We start from the raw sequence: 17,841 nt of genomic DNA on the forward strand, positions 1-17,841 counted from the left end.
CCCCCCGGCGCCTGCGGCTGCCCGCGTCCGCCGCCCCCGGCGCGGTGCCGCTGGCGGCCCTGGCCCAGCCCCAAGGCGCGGGCTGGCTGCTGCTGCTGGAAGCCCCGGCCGCCCCCGCCGCTCTGGCGCCCGCCCTGCCGGCGGCACTGGAGCAGGTGCCCGTGGCCCTGGCCGTGGTGCAGGGGCCCGACTACCGCATCGAGGCGGCCAACGCCCGCATGCTGCTGTTCTGGGACAGCACGCTGGCCCAGGTGCAGGGCCGGCCCCACTTCGAAGCCCTACCTTCCCTGGCTGGCCGGGGCTTCGAGGAAATCTTTGCCGAGGTGTACCGCAGCGGCCAGCCCTACACCCTGCACGAGCTGTCGCTCACCATCCGGCGGCAGGGGCAGGCCCACGCCGGCTACTTCAACGTTATCTACCAGCCCACCGCCGACGCGGCCGGGCGCGTGTCGGGCCTCACCGTGTCGGCGGTGGAGGTGACCGAGCAGGTGCGCGCCCGCCAGCAGGTGGAGCAGCTCAACGAGGAGCTGGAGCTGCGCGTGACGGCCCGCTCGGCCGAAACCCGCGCCGCCCTCTTCGAGGCCGAGCAGCAGCGCGAGCAGCTGGGCGTGCAGCAGCGCCTGCTCAGCCAGATACTGCGGCAAGTGCCGGCCGCCATTGCCACCCTTACCGGCCCCGAGCACCGCTTCACCTTTTTCAACGACCTCTACCAACAACTGGTGGGCCACCGGGCCGTGCTGGGCCGCACTGTGCAGCAGGTGCTGCCCGAAGTGCAGGAGCAGGGCTTCGTGGCCGTGCTCGACCAGGTGTATGCCACCGGCCAGCCCTTCGTGGGCCCCGAAACCGCCGTGCTGCTGCACCAGGAAGGCGCCCCCGCGCCCACCCAGCTCTACGTCGACCTCATCTACCAGCCGCTCTTCGACAGCCAGCAGCGCCCCCACGGCATCCTGGCTTTCATCCTCGACGTGACCGAGCGCGTGCGCAGCCGCAAGCAGGCCGAAACCCTGCAAGCCGCCCTGCTGCAGGGCGCCCAGCGCCAGGCCCAGGAGCGGCAGGATTTGCTCGACCTGTTCCGGCAGGCTCCTGTGGCTGTGGTGCTGCTGCGCGAGCCCGACCACCGCATCGACTACCACAACCCCGCCTTCGAGGAGCTGTTTCCGCCCGAGGAGTGGGCCGGCCCCCTGCGCGGCCACCGGCTGGAGGAGGTGTACCCCCTGCTGCGCCCGGCCGGCCTGCAGCTGCTGCTCGACCAGGTGTTTGCGTCGGGCGAGGGGCAGATTGTGTCCGAGCTGCCCCTGGCCCTGCTGCAGCCCGGCAGCCCCCGCTTCGTCACGCTGGTCTACCAGGCCTACCACGAGCAGGGCCGCATCGTGGGCGTGGCCGCCTTTGCCTACGATGTGACCGACCAGGTGCTGGCCCGGCAGGCCGGCGAGGCCGCCCGCGCCGAGCTGCAGCGGGTGTTCGAGCAGGCGCCGGTGGCCATCGTCGTGTATCGCGGCGACGACTACACCCTGGAGTTCGTCAACTCGGCCCTGGCCGAGCTCATGGGCCAGCCCGCCGCCGCGCTGCTGGGCCACCGCCTGGTCGAGTTCGTGCCCGATGCCGGGCCGAGCGGCCTGCTGGCGGCCCTGGCTGCGGTGCGCCGCACTGGCCAGCCCTTCGTGGCCCCCGAAATGCCCCTGACCGTGGTGCGCGCCCAGGGCACCGAGCAGGCCTACTTCAACTTCGTGTACCAGCTGCTGCCCGATGCCCAGGGCCAGCCCACGGGCATCATTTGCGTGGTGACGGAAGTGACGGCCCAGGTGCGCGCCCGCACCCAGGTGCAGGCCCTCAACGACGACCTGCGGGCCACCAACCAGCGCCTCACCCGCTCCAACGCCGAGCTCGACACCTTCGTGTACACGGCCAGCCACGACCTCAAGGCCCCCATATCCAACATCGAGGGCCTGCTCACGGTGCTACGCCAGCTACTGCCCCCCACGCTCGACGCCGAGGTGCCCGCCGTGCTGGCCCTCATGGACGATGCCGTGCAGCGCTTCCGCCGCACCCTGCTCGACCTCACCGACGTGGGCCGCCTGCAGAGCGACCTGCTCGACGAAGCCGCCACGCCCGTCGACCTGGCCGCCCTCATCGACGCCGTGCGCCTCGACATCCAGCCCGAGCTGGCCGGCGCCGAGGCCAGCTTCGACCTCGACCTGGCCGCCTGCCCCGCCGTGCGCGCCCCCGCCCGCACCCTGCGCTCGGTGCTCTACAACCTGCTCTCCAACGCCGCCAAGTACCGCGACCCCGCCCGCCACCTGCGCGTGGAGGTGCGCTGCGCCCGCACGCCGGGCCAGTTCCGCCTCGCCGTCACCGACAACGGCCTCGGCCTGACGCCCGTGCAGCAGGCCAGCCTGTTCCAGATGTACCGGCGCCTGCACGCCCACGTGCCCGGCTCGGGCGTGGGCCTCTACATGGTGAAGAAGCTGGTGGAGAATGCCGGCGGCAGCATCGCCGTCGAGAGCACCGAGGGCGTGGGCAGCACCTTCACCGTCACGCTGCCGACGGGCACCTAGTTGTTGGTGTAGCTCACCTCCAGCCACTGCGTGCCGTTCCAGAGCAGCGTCAGCACGTCGGCGTAGGTGATGGTGCGGTTAGCGGGCAGGTTCGCGTTGCCGGTGTCAAGCAGCTCGCACTGGGCGTTGTTGAGGGTGTTGGCGCCTTCCAGATACAGCAGCTGGCCCGGCTGGGCGCCGGCCCCCAGCACAATGGTGCGGCTGGTGCCGGTGGTGCTGTTCGAGGCCAAGCGCAGGTACGAGCGGTTGCCCACCGGCACGGCCTGGTCGTCGGCGGTGATGGCAATCGCCGCGTTGGCCGGGCGCAGGGCCAGGGCGCCGTCCACGTCGAGGCTGGTGCCGGGCGCGTTCGTGCCGATGCCCACGTAGCCGTTGGCGCGCACGTTCAGCAGCGAAGTGCCGACCGCGTTCTGGGCGGCGCCGCTGCTCACGTCGAGCACGCTGGCAAACCGGTCGGTGCCGGCCACCTTCACGGCCAGGCCGTTGCAGGAGGCCCCCAGCGCGGTGTTATACACGGCCGCCGCGTAGCCGCCGTCGGGGCTGCTCCAGCCCAGGCTGCGAAAGCTCACCCCCTGTCCGTCGCTGCCGATGATGTTCGTGTCGGTGTTGGCCAGCAGGGAGGTAGGGGCGCTGGTGTTCAGGCCCAGGCGGCCGCCGCCGGTCAGGGTCAGGCTATAGCCGTTGGTGCCCAGGTTGGTGTCCTGCGCGAGGGGGCCGCCCAGGCGCACGTCGGTGCCGGTGCGGGTCAGGCCGTTGCTGGCGGTGGTGCTCTCGCTGGTGGGCAGGGCGGCCGTGGTCAGCGTGCCGTTGGCGTCGGCCGTCACCAGGCGGGTGCCGGTGCCGGCCAGGCTGCCCACGGTCACGGCGCCGCTGGCTCTCACCAACAGCAGCCGCGTGCCCGGGCTGGTCTGGGGGCCCTTGCTCAGGTCGAGCAGGGTGGCGTCGGGGTTCGTGCCGTTTATCTTCACCAGCAAGCCGTTGCTGGCGCCGCCCGTGTCGCCGTTGTACAGCTGGGCCGCGTAGCCGTACTGGCTGGTGGCCCAGTTCAGCGAGCCCGCGTTGCCGCCGTAGCCGTCGCTGCTCACGGTGTTGTCGCTGGTGTTGGCCAGCTGGCCGGCGGGCGCGGCGGTGCCCACGCCCACCCGGCCATTGCCCTGAATGCGCAGCAGCTCGGTGCCGTCGCCGTTCTTGCCCCCCACCGAGAAGACGTGACTGCTGGTGCTGTTGCTGACGTGGTAATTCAGCTGCTCGCTGCTCACGCCGAGACCATAGTAGTTGGTAGCGCTGCCCCCATCGTAGAGGGTAATCTTGGGCTCAAAGAAGGAGGGCGTAATGCTCAGGCGCGTGAGCGGCCTCATCGTGCCGATGCCCGCCACGGGCTGGCCGTTGTTGTTTTCCAGCGTCAGCACGTGCACGTTGCCGGTGCCAGCGCCGGCAATGCCGCTGGGCAAGCGGCTGTCCTCGGCGTCGCTGCCGTTGTTGAGGAAGAAGTCGAGCGCGTTGCCGCCCGCGGTCAGCACGCTGTTGTGCCGCGAGCGCAGGAAGTGGCGGTAGCCGCCCCCGCGCCAGCTCAGGGCCAGGCCGCCGGGGTTGGTGGTGCCGTTGCTGTCGGCCCCGCCCTGCACGTCGAGCACGGCGCCGGGCGTGGGGGTGCCGATGCCCACGCGGCCGTTGCCCTGAATGCGCAGCAGCTCGATGCCGTCGCCGTTGCGGCCCTCCACGGAGAAGACGTGGCTGCTGATGCGTTGGTCGATGTGGTAGTTGAGCTGCCGGCTGCTCACCCCGAAGCCGTAGAATTCACTGCCTCCCCCGTCGTAGAGGGTAATCTTGGGCTCGGTGAGGGTGGGCGAGATGCTGAGCCGGGTGCCCGGCGCCGTGGTGCCGATGCCCACGCGCCCGCCCACCGCCGCGTCGCCGCTGAGGCGAAAGCTGGCGGGCTGGTCGGCGGCGGTCTGGTTCTGGATGTAGCGGCCGTCGGCGCTGGCGCCGTCGGTCAGGCGGGTCCAGGCGGTGGGGCTGGCGGCGTAGTAGAAGCCCGGGCTGGCGCCGTCGGTCTGGTACACCAGCAGGCCCACGGCCGGGGCCGGCACCGCGCCCGTGCCCATGGCCAGGCGGGCGTCCTCCGTGAGGCGGGGCAGCAGGGCGCCCTTGTCGGAGCTCACAATGTCGAGGGCCGCCGAGGCATCCGGGGCCGTGGTGCCGATGCCCACGCCGGGCGTCTGGGCCTGGGCGGCGGCGGGGGCGGCAGCAGCGGCCAGCGCCAGGGCGCCGGCCAGCAGGAAGTAGCGTTGTTTCATAGCGTTGGCGGGCCCGGCGGGCGGCGGCCCGCAGTGGCCGCCGGGCCCGCCTAAGCCCGCCACAAAACTACCGGCGGCCCCCACGCGGCGAAATGGCATAAAGATGTACCATGCCCCGGCCGCCACCCCCTACGCAAACCGCCCCCGGCCAGGGCGGCCGGGGGCGGTAAGGGAAAGCACCGGAAAGGAAGTTGCCTACTCGCGGGTCAAAATCCACCACTGCGCGCCGTCGCTCTGCACCGTGATGCCCTTGCCGCCCGTCGAGGCGTTCAGGGTGAAGTTAGTGAAGGCCGCCGTCGTGCCCGCATCGCGGAAGGTGCCGCTCACGGTGTTGTTGTTGGCATTGCCGTTCAGCAGGTGGTAGAGGCGGCCGCTGTTGGCGGGGACGGCGGCGGGCAGGCTCACGTTGCCGGTCACGAGCACGGTGTAGTCGGTGTCGGCAATGGTGCCGCTGGCCAGGATGCGGATGCTGGCCGCCATCGAGCCGTTCACCTGCAGGGTGCTGTTGGGGGCGTTGGTGCCGATGCCCACGCGGGCGGTGCCGGCGTAGCTTTCCATCGTCAGCACCTGCACGTTGCCGGTGCCGGGGGCAGTGCTGGTGCCCGCCGCCGTGCCGTTGTTGAGGTAGAAGTCGAGGTCGTTGCCGCCGGCGGTCACGTTGCCGTTGTGGCGGGCGCGCACGAAGTGGCGGAAGCCGCCCGTGCGGTAGCCGATGGCCAGGGCTACGGGGTCGCTGGCGCCGCCGCTGTCGGCCCCGCCCTGAATGTCGAGCATGGCAGCCGGCGCGCTGGTGCCGATGCCCATCCGCCCGCCCGGGCTGATGCGCACCCGCTCGGCCAGGCTGGCCACCGAGCCGCTGGTGGTGCTGAATGACAGACCCACCTGGAAGCCGCCCGCGTCCTGCGTCGAAGCAATGCGGCCCACCTCGTTGCCCGAGGTCGTCAGGAACGACAGGTGCGTGCCGCTGCCCACGATGCTGCCGTTGTAGAGCCCGCGCAGACCCAGCACGCGGGTGCTGGCGCTGCTGGCCACCGTGGTGTTGGTGATGGTGGGGGCGGCCGTGCCGTTCAGGTCCAGCGTGTTGGAAGCGGTGATGTTGCTGATGGTGGTGGTAGGCTGCGTGAGGGGCCCGCCCAGCAGCACATCGGTGCCGTTCAGCGACAGGCCGTTGCCGGCCGTGGTGGCGTCGAGGCTGGCGGCGCTGGCGCTGCTCAGGGTGCCATCGGCGGCGGCCGTCACCACGCCCGCGCCCAGGCTGCGCACCCGCGCCGAGCCCGCCACATCGAGCGTGGCCGTGGGGGCGTCGGTGCCGATGCCCACGCTGCCGGTGCTGCCGGCGTAGAGGGTGGGGGAGAGGCCGGGGGCCGTGTAGTACACCACGAACTTGAGGTCGACGCCCGGGGCCGCGCTGCCCCCGGCGTAGGCGCTGCCCCCGGCATACACGTCGCCGGCGTTGGCCACCAAGCCGTTGATGCCCGTGCCGAAGGAGTAGGTGCCGGCCGTGGTCAGCGGCAGGCTCAGCGCAATGCTGGTGACGTCCGGCGCGGCGGCGTAGCTCACCGTTTGGGTGGCCAGGGCAGTGCTGCTGGTAGGCGCACCGGCATACAGCCGGAAGCTGCCGCTGGTAGCCGCGCCGTTGTTGTACACATCAACGCGGGTGATGGTGGCGTTGGCCGGCAGCGTGAAGCTTTGCCCGGCGCCCGAGGGGGCATTGCCCAGGCCGCCCGTGCCGCTGCCGGCCAGCTGGCTGATTTGCTGGGGCACGTTGCCCGTGCCCAGCAGCGTGAGGCTGTTGCCGGCCTGGGTGAGGGTAGTGTTCTGAGTGAGGGTGCCGCCCAGGCGCACGTCGATGCCGTTCAGATTGAGGCCGTTGCTGGCGGTGGTGCTTTCGCTGGTGGGCAGGGCGGCGGCCGCCAGAATACCGTTGCCGTCGGCCGTCACCATGCGGGTGCCGGTGCCAGCCAGCGCGTTCACGGTGACGGCGCCGCTGGCCTGCACCGTCAGCAGGCGGGTGCCGGTGGCAGTTTGGGCGCCCTTGCTCAGGTCGAGCACCACGGCACTGGGGTTGGTGCCGTTCACCTTCACGGCCAGGCCGTCGCTGTTGGGGTCGGTGCCGCCGTTGTAAATCTGGCCCACGTAGCCCTGCTGGGTGGCCGCCCAGTTCAGCGAGCCCGGGTTGCCACCCTGGGCGTCGCTGGCAATGGTATTGATGCTGGTGTTGGCCAGCTGGCCGGCGGGGGTGCTGGTGCCGATGCCCACCCGGCCGTCGCCGCGCACGCGCAGGAGCTCGGTGCCGTCGCCGTTCTTGCCCCCCGCCGAGAACACGTGGCTGCTCACGTTGCCGTCGACGTGGTAGTTGAGCTGGTTGCTGCTCACGCCGAAGCCGTAGTGGTTGGTGGCCCCGCCGCCGTCGTAGAGCGTAATCTTGGCCTCGGTGGTGCTGGGCGAGATGCTCAGGCGCGTGAGCGGGGCGCCGGTGCCGATGCCCACGCTGGCCCCGTTACCCAGGATGACGCTGTTGCTCTGGCTCACCACCGTGCCGTAGCCCACGGCCGTGGCGTTGGTGAGGTTGCCGGCGCCGGCGTTGGTGTCGGCCCCCAGAAAGGTGTTGCTGCTGCCGCTGGTGTTGTCGAAGCCGGCGGCGTGGCCCAGGGCCACGGTGTTCTGGCCGGTGCTGGTGTTCTGGCCGGCGGCGTAGCCCAGCAGGGTGTTGCGGTTGCCGGTGGTCTGGTTGCCGCTGGCGTAGCCCACAAACACGCTGCGCTCGGCCGCGCCCGTGGCCGCGCCGGTGGCCCCGCCAATGGCGATGTTGCCGCTGCCGCTGATGCCGCTGCCGGCCGAGGCGCCCAGCATAATATTGTCGGCGCCCGTGGTGAGGGCACTGCCGGGGCCCGTGCCAATCAGGACGTTGTTGAAGCCGGTGGTGAGGCTGTTGCCGGCCGAGGAGCCCAGCAGCACGTTCTGCGAGCCCGTGGTGAGGGCGCCGCCCACGGTGTTGCCCAGCACCACGTTGTTGGCGCCGGTGGGGGCGGTGGTGGTGCCGGTGGTCAGCAGGATGTTGTTGTTGGTGTTGAGCTGCCACAGTGCCCCGGTGGGTAGCAGGCGCAGGTGCTCGGTGCCCGAGGTGGCAAACTGCAGGTCGGTGCTGAAGGTGCTGCCGTCGCCCTGGTAGAAGCCCATGATGCGGCTGCCGCTGTAGCCCAGGCTGCCGCCCACGCGGGGTACAAACACCAGCTGGCCGATGATGTCGCCGGCGCTCAGGTTGGTGGGGGCCGCCACCGTGCCGCCAGCCTTGCGCAGGTACAGGCCCTGGTCGCCGGCCCCGTACTCGTCAATCAGGTAGTCGTCGGCCGCGGCGCTGCCGCCGGCGTCGTTCACCAGGTGCAGGCGGCCCAACGGGCTGGTGGTGCCGATGCCCACCCGGGCCTGGCCGTTGTTGTTTTCCATCGTCAGCACGTGCACGTTGCCGGTGCCGGGGCTGGCGCTGCCGGCGGCTGTGTTGCTGTTGTTGAGGTAGAAGTCGAGGTCGTTGCCCCAGAAGCCCAGGTTGCCGTTGTGGCGCGAGCGCACAAAGTGGCGGTAGCCGCCCTGCCGCCAGCTGAAGGCCAGGGCAACGGGGTCGTCGCCGCCGTCGCTGTTGGCCCCGCCCTGCACGTCGAGCATGGCGCCGGGCGTGCTGGTGCCCACGCCCACCCGGCCGCCGTTCTGCACCGTCAGGCGGGCGGCGTCGCTGCCCTCCACCACGAAGTCGCCGGCGGCATTCTCGCCGATGTCCATGAAGCCGCTGCCCGCCCCGAAGAAGCGCAGCTGCGGCCCGTAGCCACCCGTGGCATCGAAGGCGCCCAGCAGCACGGTACCGGCGCCGGGACCGTTGTTATACACCGAGAAGGCGCCGTGGTCCACTGTGCTGCGGAGCTGCCCGCCCACGTGCAGCCGGAAGCTGCCGCCGCCCGCCGTGCCAATGCCCACGCCGCCGCCGGTGCTGCCCAAGGTCAGGTGGTAGTTGCCCAGCCCCACGGTGGTGTTCTGCAGCAGCGGCCCGCCGAGCTGGATGTTCTGGCCGGTCTTGGTCAGGCCGTTGTCGGCGGTGATGGCCGCGCCGCTGGCTGTGGCAATGAGCTGCCAGTCGGGGGCCGTGGGCGTGCCAGCGTTGTAGTAGAAGCCCGCCGGGCTGCCGGTCTGGAACACCAGCAGGCCGGTGGCGGGCGTGGCCAGGGCCGCCGCGCTGGCCACGCGGGGCAGCAGTACGCCCTTGTCGGCACTCACAATGTCGAGGGCCGCCGACACGTCGGGGGCGGTGGTGCCAATGCCCACGCCGGGCGTCTGGGCCAGCGCCGTGCCGGCCACTTCGGCCAGCGTCAGGGCGCCGGCCAGCAGGAGTAATTGTTGTTTCATGAACAAACAGAGGGGGGGGGACGTCCCGGGCCAGACCGGCAGTAAAACAATCCGGACCAGGCATGAATCACAAAGGTACTGGCCCCCCGCAATAGTCATTCCCGCGTCCGCCCTCGCCCGGCCCCCGCCGCCCCCCGGCCCAGCCAAAAAAAAACCGGCCAGGGGCCGGCTTTTTTCCAGGAGTATGCAACACATTACTTTGTCTGCAAAGGTACCCCCGCCCCTTGGGGCCGCGCCATGACACAAACATGTCATATTTGCCGGCCGGGCGGGGCCGCCCAAAGCCCGGCCATCCCCGCAGGAGCCGCCGGGCTGGCTGGTTTTGTCGTCGTTAGCTTACTCCACCGTCAGGCGCCGCGCCTGGGCGCCGCTGCGCACGATGTACACGCCGGCGGCCAGCCCGGCCGGCAGCGCCAGCCGGGCTGTGCCGGCGGCATCGGCGGTAGCGCGGGCCACGGGGCGGCCCAGAGCGTCATACACCGCCACGGGGGCGGCGGCGGGCAGCCCCGCCACGGCCACGCTGGCGCGGGCAGGGTTGGGCGAAAGCGTCAGCGGGGCGTTGGCGCGGGCGGCGCGGGCGGGCAGCAGGCCAAAGGGCTGGCTCAGGGTCTGGCCGCAGGGCAGCGTGAGCACCAGGCTGCCGGTAGCGCTGGCGCCGGCCGGCACCACGAAGCTGAAGCCCGTGGCCGTGAGGCCGGTGATGGTAGCCGGGGCGCCGTTCACCATCAGGGTGGTGGCGCCGGCCAGGTTGGTGCCGATGGCCGTGACGGTGGCGCCGGCCGTGGCCGTGCTGGGCGTCAGGGCGGTGAGCGTGGCGGGGGGCGGGGCCAGCACCGTCACCAGGGCCGTGGCCGTGGCCGCGCCGCCGAAGCCGTCGGTCACGGTCAGCGTCACCACGTTCGGGCCGAGGTTGGCGCAGGTGAAGGTCGACTGGCTCAGGCTCAGCGTCACGGCACCGCAGGTGCTGCTGCTGCCGCTGCTGAAGGCCGCCGGGGCCAGGGTGGCCGTGCCGTCGGCGCCCAGCGGCAGGCTGAGGTCCTGGGCGCGGGCCGTCACGGCGCAGGGCGTGCGCGTCACGGTGAGGGTGTAGGTGGTGCTGGCCGTTCCGCCGGGCTCCGTCACCACCACGGTGATGGTGTTGTTGCCGGGCGCCAGCGCCACCGGGGCCGAGGCGCCGCCGCTGGGCACGGCCGCGCCGTTCACGGTGATGGTGCCGCCGGGCGTCTGGGCGTTGGTGGGCGTCAGGCTGAGGCTGGTGGTGAAGCCCGGCACCGTGAGCGTGTAGGCCAGGGTGCCGCCCGCAAACGCCGGGCTCAGGGTGCCTGCGCTGGTGGCCAGGCCGCTCAGGCTGGGCGTCACGGCAAACGCCTGGGAGCTGGCGAGGCTGGTGCCCCCGGCGTTGGTGACGGTGACGGGCCCGGAGGTGGCCGTGGCGGGCACCGTAAACGTAAGGCTGGTGCCGGTGTTGGCCGTGATGTTGGCCAGCGGAATGGCCACCCCGTTCATGGTGAGGCCGGTGGCGGTGCCCAGGCGTACGCCCGTGACGGTGACCGAGGTGCCCACCGGCCCGCTCGTGGGCGCCAGGCCCGTGATGGCCGGCGCCACGGCCACCCCGCCGTTGAGGCGCACGCTGGTAGTGCCGGCCACGTTGTAGTTGGCCGTTACCAGGTCGAGGTCGCCGTCGCCGTCCACGTCGCCCAGGGTGGCGTAGTTGGGGTTCACGCCCACGGCCACGCTGGCGTTGCCGCTGAACACGCCGGTGTTCGAGCCCGTGGCGTCGCCCCCGTTCAGGCGCAGGTTCACGCCACCGTTCATGTTGGCCGACAGCAGGTCGAGGTCGCCGTCGCCGTCCACGTCGCCCAGGGTCACGCCGCGCGGGTCGGCCCCCACGGCCAGGTCCGAGCCGGCGCTGAACACGCCGGTGTTCGAGCCGGTGGCATCGCCCCCGTTCAGGCGCACGCTCACCGTGTTGTCAAGGGCATTGGACGCCACGAAGTCCAGGTCGCCGTCGCCGTCCACATCGCCCAGGGCCACGAAGCTGGGCCGGTTGCCCACCGTCACGTTCTGGGTGCCGCCGAAGATGCCGGTGTTCGAGCCGGTGTTGTCGCTGCCGTTCAGGCGCACGCTCACCGTCGAGGTGGGCACGCTGGAGATGCCGAAGTTGGCCGTCAGCACGTCGAGGTCGCCGTCGCCGTCCACGTCGCCCACGGCAATGTTGTTGGGGCTGTTGCCCACGTTCACGGCCGTGGCCGCCGAGGTCGAGAACACGCCCGTGTTCGAGCCCGAGGCGTTGCCGCCGTTCAGCAGCGCCACCACCCGGCCCAGGCCCGTGCCCGGCCCGCTGGTATACAGCAGGTCGAGGTCGCCGTCGCCGTCCACGTCGCCCAGGGTGGCGTAGATAGTGCTCAGCCCCACCGACACGGTGGTGCCGCCGCCGAACACGCCGGTGTTCGAGCCGGTGTTGTCGCCGCCGTTCAGGCGGATGCTCACCGTGCCGTTGGAAAAAGCCTCGGCCACCACGAAGTCGAGGTCGCCGTCGCCGTCCACGTCGCCCACGGCCAGGCTCTGCGGGGCGTTGTTCAGAAACGACTCCGAGCCGGCGCTGAACACGCCGGTGTTCGAGCCCGTGGCGTCGCCGCCGTTCAGGCGCACGCTCACCGAGCGGCTGGCGGCGTTGGCTGTCAGCAGGTCGAGGTCGCCGTCGCCGTCCACGTCGGCCAGCACCGGGTGGCTGGGGCGGCTGCCCACGGCCGGGTCCGAGCCGCCCGCAAACGCGCCCGGGCTGGCCGGGCTGGTGGCGGTGGTAAATTGCGTGACGCGGGGCCGGGCCAGGGGCCCGGCGGTGCTGGCCGCCGCTCGCGTCACGGTGCTGAATACCGTCTCGCCGGGCAGGAAGGGCCGCCCCGCCGGGGGCGTGTAAGTAAGCGTGTTGCCGCTGATGATGGCCGGAGTGGGCGCCTGGCTGCGCAGTCCGCCGTGCTGGCTGGAATACACCCGCAGCGCGCCCGCCGAGGCCACCGTCAGCGACTGGCTGAAGGTGGCGCGCACCGCACTGGTGCGGGGCACGTTCAGGGCGTTGGCGGCCGGCGCAAAAGCGGTGATGGTAGGCTGGGCCCAAGCCAGGCCGGGCAGCAAAGCCAGCCCCAGGCCGAGGCCCGCCAGCAGGGCGCGCACGGGTCGCGCCCCATTCAGAGAAGGGGAGAGAGTTGTAGTCACAAAAGTGAAAGGAAGGGAGGTGAGACTGCCCCGGCGGTCGGTCCTGGTCGAAAGCCCGCTGCGGCAGAAAGGAGAAAGGTAGGCAACCCCGGGCCGGGAAACCAGCCGGTCGGTGCTTGCGGGCTCGCCATAGCACAAGCCGGGCCAAAAAGTTCCCGCCCGGCAAAAAAACCGGCCATTCCGGCAGGAGCAACCCGGGCACGGTGCTCACCAACCAGCCGGCGGCGCCCGCAGGCGTGCTGGCCGGGGCGCCAGGCTCCGGAACTCGCCACCGGTGAAGTCGTCATTGTCCAGCTCGCGGCCGTTATGGCGCACGGGCTGGGCGGGCTCAGCGCGCAGCGTGCTCAGGTCGGGGCCGGTGTAGCTGTAAGCCAGCACCACCTGGCCGGCGGTGCTCAGCAGGGCTACCCGCCAGCCAACATACTGCCCAAGCCGCTTGAGAGAAGGCGTGGTGGAGCAAACAACCCCAGCCGCCAGCCAAAGCAAAAAACCGGCATGCCGCCCACCGGCCTCGACGCGAAACAGGGTAGCCGGCCGTTGAGCAGGCGGCCCGCCAACCGAATAATTTTTCAGCCGCCAGTATGTAAAATGGGCCTTTGCGGCATCTACTCGCTAAGCGAGTGGCCTCCACCGCTCATCCTGTGATTCACCCAGCCAGCCCTATTGTATGAAAACCTGCCTACTCATTCTGCTGCTTTTCTTTCCATTGCTCGTTAGCGCCCAGTCGTTTACCGTGCGGGGTGTGGTGCGGGCCAAGGCCGGTCGGGCGGCGCTGCCCGGCGTCACGGTGGTGGAAAAGGGCACTGCCAACGGCACCCCGACCGACGTGCAGGGCCGCTTCACGCTCCTGACCACCGGCCCCGCCCCGCGGCTGGTGGTGTCGTACATTGGCTACGTAAGCCAGGAGGTTGCCATCACCCAAAGCATCGATTCTCTGGTGGTGCTGCTGGCTGAAGATGTAAAATCCCTGAACGAGGTCGTCGTCGTAGGATATGCGGCCCCCGCTTCTAAACGGAGCCTGGGCTACTTTGCCTCCAGCGTGCCGGCCAGGCCGGTGAAAGGCAGGCTGGCGGGTGTCAGCATCGCGTCCGACGACCTCCGCACCGACAAAAAGGCCAAGGCCGCCCATCCCGGCCCGCGGGCCGGCGCGGGGATTCTGACCGCCGGGGAAATCAACGATTTCAGCAAATGGACGCTCTGGCCGGATATCGCCCAGAAGGACCTGAGCGAATGGCGCCAGCACTGGCAAATCAGCCCCCTGGAGCGCTACGCGGTGCAACTGGTGACCGAAGACGGGTTTCCCGTGGTGGGGGGCGCCATTTTTCTGAAAGACGGCCGCGACTCGCTGCTCTGGCAGGCCCAGAGCGACAACACCGGCAAAGGGGAGCTCTGGAACAACCTGTTTGCCGCCGCGAAAGGCAAAAAAGCTGTCTCGCTGCAAGCCGTCGTGGATGGGAAAAGCTATGCCGTGAGCCACCCCACGCCTTTTCCTGACGGCATCAACATCATCCGGGTCAAGCGGCCGTGCCAGGCGCCGTCGGTGGTCGATATTGCGTTTGTGGTGGATGCCACCGGCTCGATGGGAGATGAAATTCAGTACCTGCAGGCCGAGCTCCAGGACGTCATTGCCCAGGCCAAGGATTCGCTGGCTTCCTCCACCATCAACCTGGGCAGCGTGTTTTACCGCGATGCCGGCGATGCGTACGTGACCCGCAAAACCGATATCAGCGCCCGCATTCAGCAAACGATTGACTTCATCGGCCAGCAGCGCGCCGATGGCGGGGGCGACTTCCCCGAAGCCGTCGATGAGGCTCTGGCCGTGGCCGTGAACGAGCTGTCCTGGACCAGCCAGGCCAAGGCGCGGCTGTTGTTCCTGATTCTGGATGCGCCGCCCCACGAAAACCCCGCGGTGATGGCCTCGCTGCAGCAGTCCATCCAAAAAGCAGCGGCCAAAGGCATCCGTATCATTCCCATTGCGGCCAGCGGCATCGACAAAAGCACCGAATACCTGATGCGCTCGATGGCCCTGGCCACCAACGGCACCTATGTTTTCCTGACGGATGACAGCGGCGTGGGCGATGCCCACATCAAACCGACCACCGATAAGTTTGATGTCGAGCGGCTCAATACACTGCTGGTGAGACTGATTTCCCGCTATGCCTACACGGCCGACTGCCGGGCTGTTAAAGCCCGCAAAGCCGGTGCGCTGACCGCCGATACGGTGGCGGTGAAAAGCACTCCCGCACGGCGCGGGAATGGCTATTCCTGGAAGTGTTATCCCAACCCTACCCCGGACATCCTGCACGTGGAGCTGGAAGGCGAAGTAAAGGAGCTGTTTGTCACGGATGTGACGGGGAAAATAGTGCTCCGGGCGGTTCCCGCGCAGCATAAGGCGGCCATTCAGATGGGCAGCTTTCCCACCGGAATTTACTTTTTGAAATTCTTCACGGGCACCAAGTGGGAGCAAGCCAAATTTCTCGTTAGCAGGTAGTCCGCTGGCGGACGGAAAAAGCCCGGCTGCTCCGCAACATGCTACCGGGCCGATAGCGGCTGCCCGCCTTTTATTCTGCCAGCGGGCAGGGCCGCCTGCATCGGCATTGGCGCAGCCCCGGGCGTCGAGCACGCTGGGCGTGGTTCTGGCCTGCTGAAACAAAAAAGGAACCGGCCAGCAGCCGGTTCCTTTTCCTGAGTATGCAACTAAATAAGCAACAGCTACTCCACGGTCAGGCGCCGGGCCTGGGTGCCGCTGCGCACCACGTACACCCCGGCGGCCAGCCCGCTGGGCAGCGCCAGCCGGGCCGTGCCGGCGGCATCGGCGGTGGCGCGGGCCACGGCGCGGCCCAGGGCGTCGAACACTTCCACCGAAGCGCCGGCGCGGAGCCCGGCCACGGCTACGGCGGTGCGGGCGGGGTTGGGGTAGAGGGTGAGGCTAGCCTGGCCGCCGATAGTCAGGGCGCGCACGGGCGAGTAGCTGGCACTGCCGTCGCGGTCCACCTGGCGCAGGCGGTAGTAGCTGGTGCCAGCCGGGGGCGTCGCATCCACGAAGGCGTAAGCACTGCGCCGGGCCGTGCTGCCCTGCGCGGTCACGTTACCAATCTTGCCGAACTGCTTCCCGTCGGCGCTGCGCTCTACCTCGAAGCGGGCGGCGTTCTTTTCCGAAGCCGTGACCCAGGCCAGACGGGCCGTGCTGCCCTCGGCCGTAGCCGTGAAGCTGGTCAGCTCCACCGGCAGCGGGGCGCTGCTGCCGCTCAGGAAGAACTCCGAGAAGTGGTCGGCCACCGTGAGGGTGCTCACAAACCAGTCGGTGCCGTTGCCGGGCACGGTGGCTGGGGCCGCCAGTACCCGGAACTCGCCGGTGGTGAAGTCGTCGTTGGCCAGCTCGCAGTCCTCATTGGCCCCGCTGTACTGGGTGGCCTTCAGGGCGGCCGGCGTGGCGGCGGGGTCGGCGGCGGTCAGGCGGGCCAGCTCGCTGGCCTGGCCATAGAAGCGCAGCTGCACGCTGCTGCCCACGAAGGTGGGGTTGGTGGCCGTGAGGTGGAAGTTGCGGTCAAGGTAGGCGCGGCCGCGGCCGTCGGTGCGTACCGGCTGGGCGGGGTCGGCCACGGTCACGTCGGCGGTCACGGTGCCGAGCTGGCTGTTGTCGTCGAGCAGGGCGGCTACTACCTCGCCGGTGGGCAGGCGCAGGTAGTGCCACTGGCCGTCGCCGGTGCTGAGGTAGGGCGCGGTGGCCACGCAGGCCGCCGGGCCCGCCAGCACGGCCAGCACCTCGAAGGCCGGGGCGCTGGCGTTGGCGCCGGTGGCGGTGGTTACCACCACGGCGCTGCTGCCCACCGCCGCGGTGGCCGGCACCACGGCCGTGAGGCTGGTGGGCGAGTTATAGGTCACGCTGGCCGCCATCCCGCCGAAGCTCACGGTGCTGCCGGGCGTGAAGTTGGTGCCGGTGAGCGTGACGGGCTGGCCCGGCAGCTCGGCCCCGGGGCTCAGAGCGGTGAGGGTGGGCGCGGGGGGCACGATGGTCCAGGTGTAGCTGGCGGGCGAGGCATCCTCGTTGCCGGCGGGGTCGGTGGCGCGCACCGTCAGGGTGTGGCTGCCGGGGGCCAGGCCGCTGTAGTTGGTGTTGGCGGGGTTAACGGGGGCGTAGGGGGCGCCATCCAGCGAGGCCTCGAAGGAGCTGCCGGCCTCGGTGGCGGCAAACTCGAAGTGCGCCGTGGTGGCCGGGGTGGGGTCGGCCGGCTGGTCGGTGATGCTGGTGTTGGGCGCCTGGGTATCCACCGTGAAGGTGTAGCTCACGGGCGTGGGGTCCACGTTACCGGCGGCGTCCACGGCGGCCACGGTCAGGGTGTAAGTGCCGTCGGCCAGCGGGCCGAGCACCGAGTTGGGGCCGTTGTTGGGGTACGTCAGGTTGGGGCCGCCGGTGGTGCTGTAGAGCACCCCGCCGTCGGGGCTGTCGAAGCTGAAGCCGGGCGTGGCATCGTTGGTGAGCGGGCCCGGCCCGGCCGTGATGACGGTGTTGGGCGCCGTCTTGTCGAGCTCAAACTCCACGGTGGTTGCGTTGCCGGCCCCGTCGGTCACCACCAGCGTGTAACTGTCCTCCACGCTCACCACCCCGCCCGAGGCGAAGGCCGCGCCGTTGAGGGTGGCCGCCACGGTGTTGGCGTCGCCGAAGGTGATGGTGCGGTCGGTGTTGTAGGCCGTGCCGTTGCTCACGCCGCTCACGGTGGGCGCGGTGCGGTCGATGACGGCCGTGCCGCCCACGTAGGGCACGTTGCTGAGCGTGGGCGCGAGGCCGATGGCGTTGGGCACGTCGAGGCGCAGGGTGCCGTCGCCGCTGCCGGTGCTCACGGTCACGGTGGCGGTGTTGCCGCTCACCGCCACGCCCGTGATGCCGGCCCCGCTGATGCCGCTGGGCGCGAGGCTGAAGTTGGTAGTGGTCCAGCCCGTCACGGGCACCGTGGTGGTCACGGCAAAGGTGATGGTGGCGGCGTTGCTCAGGGCCGGGCTGGGGGCCACGCCAGTAATGGCGGCGGCCGGCTGGTAGGTGCGCGTCAGGGTGTTGCTGGCGAGGCTGGCGTTGCCGGCCGCATCCTGGGCGGCGCCGGCGGCCACCTGCACGCTCACGGCGCCCGCCCCGGTGGGCGTCACCGAGAAAGTGTAGGTGCTGCCGCTGCCGGTCAGGCTGCCGGCCGCGCCGTTGCTCACGGTCACGTCGGCCAGGGTGAAGCCCGTCACGCTCTCCGCGAAGGTCACCGTCACCGGAATCGGGCTGGTGGCGGTGGGGTTGGGGGCGGTGCTCGTCAGGGCCACGGTGGGCGCCTGGGTGTCGAAGCTGCGGCTGAGGGTGTTGCTGGCGGTGTTGCCGTTGCTGGCCCCGTCCACCA

The 17,841-nt window shown here is 70.4% G+C and carries 7 protein-coding genes; 2 read left to right on the top strand and 5 right to left on the bottom strand.

Features of this window, described 5'->3' with window-relative positions:
* The coding region (locus tag Q5H93_RS23945; protein WP_305009271.1) for a PAS domain-containing sensor histidine kinase at positions 1–2,555 on the top strand (2,555 nt) is incomplete at its 5' end.
* On the opposite strand, the gene Q5H93_RS23950 is transcribed toward Q5H93_RS23945, so the two are convergent.
* The 4 genes from Q5H93_RS23950 to Q5H93_RS23965 form a co-directional block, all read right to left on the bottom strand.
* The gene (locus Q5H93_RS23950; RefSeq protein ID WP_305009272.1) at positions 2,552–4,852 is read right to left on the bottom strand and encodes a phage tail-like protein; all 2,301 of its coding nucleotides are present in this window, start codon (positions 4,850–4,852) and stop codon (positions 2,552–2,554) included. The genes Q5H93_RS23945 and Q5H93_RS23950 overlap by 4 nt on opposite strands.
* A 195-nt stretch (positions 4,853–5,047) precedes the next feature.
* Positions 5,048–9,247 (bottom strand): beta strand repeat-containing protein, encoded by a 4,200-nt coding sequence (locus tag Q5H93_RS23955; protein WP_305009273.1) that lies wholly within the window; start codon positions 9,245–9,247, stop codon positions 5,048–5,050.
* Positions 9,248–9,583: 336 nt separating this feature from the next.
* The gene (locus Q5H93_RS23960) at positions 9,584–12,463 is read right to left on the bottom strand and encodes an FG-GAP-like repeat-containing protein (RefSeq protein ID WP_305009274.1); all 2,880 of its coding nucleotides are present in this window, start codon (positions 12,461–12,463) and stop codon (positions 9,584–9,586) included.
* Between the two features lie 207 nt (positions 12,464–12,670).
* The gene (locus Q5H93_RS23965; protein WP_305009275.1) at positions 12,671–12,949 is read right to left on the bottom strand and encodes a hypothetical protein; all 279 of its coding nucleotides are present in this window, start codon (positions 12,947–12,949) and stop codon (positions 12,671–12,673) included.
* 181 nt (positions 12,950–13,130) lie between these two features.
* Here Q5H93_RS23965 and Q5H93_RS23970 point away from each other — a divergent pair, with 181 nt between their 5' ends.
* Positions 13,131–14,954 (top strand): carboxypeptidase-like regulatory domain-containing protein, encoded by a 1,824-nt coding sequence (locus Q5H93_RS23970; protein WP_305009276.1) that lies wholly within the window; start codon positions 13,131–13,133, stop codon positions 14,952–14,954.
* A gap of 221 nt (positions 14,955–15,175) precedes the next feature.
* Here Q5H93_RS23970 and Q5H93_RS23975 read toward each other — a convergent pair.
* Positions 15,176–17,841, bottom strand: a 2,666-nt coding sequence (locus tag Q5H93_RS23975; protein WP_305009277.1) for an Ig-like domain-containing protein, incomplete at its 5' end; no start/stop codon positions are given.

Origin of the sequence: Hymenobacter aranciens (assembly GCF_030580865.1) — a bacterium.
GTDB lineage: Bacteria > Bacteroidota > Bacteroidia > Cytophagales > Hymenobacteraceae > Hymenobacter > Hymenobacter aranciens.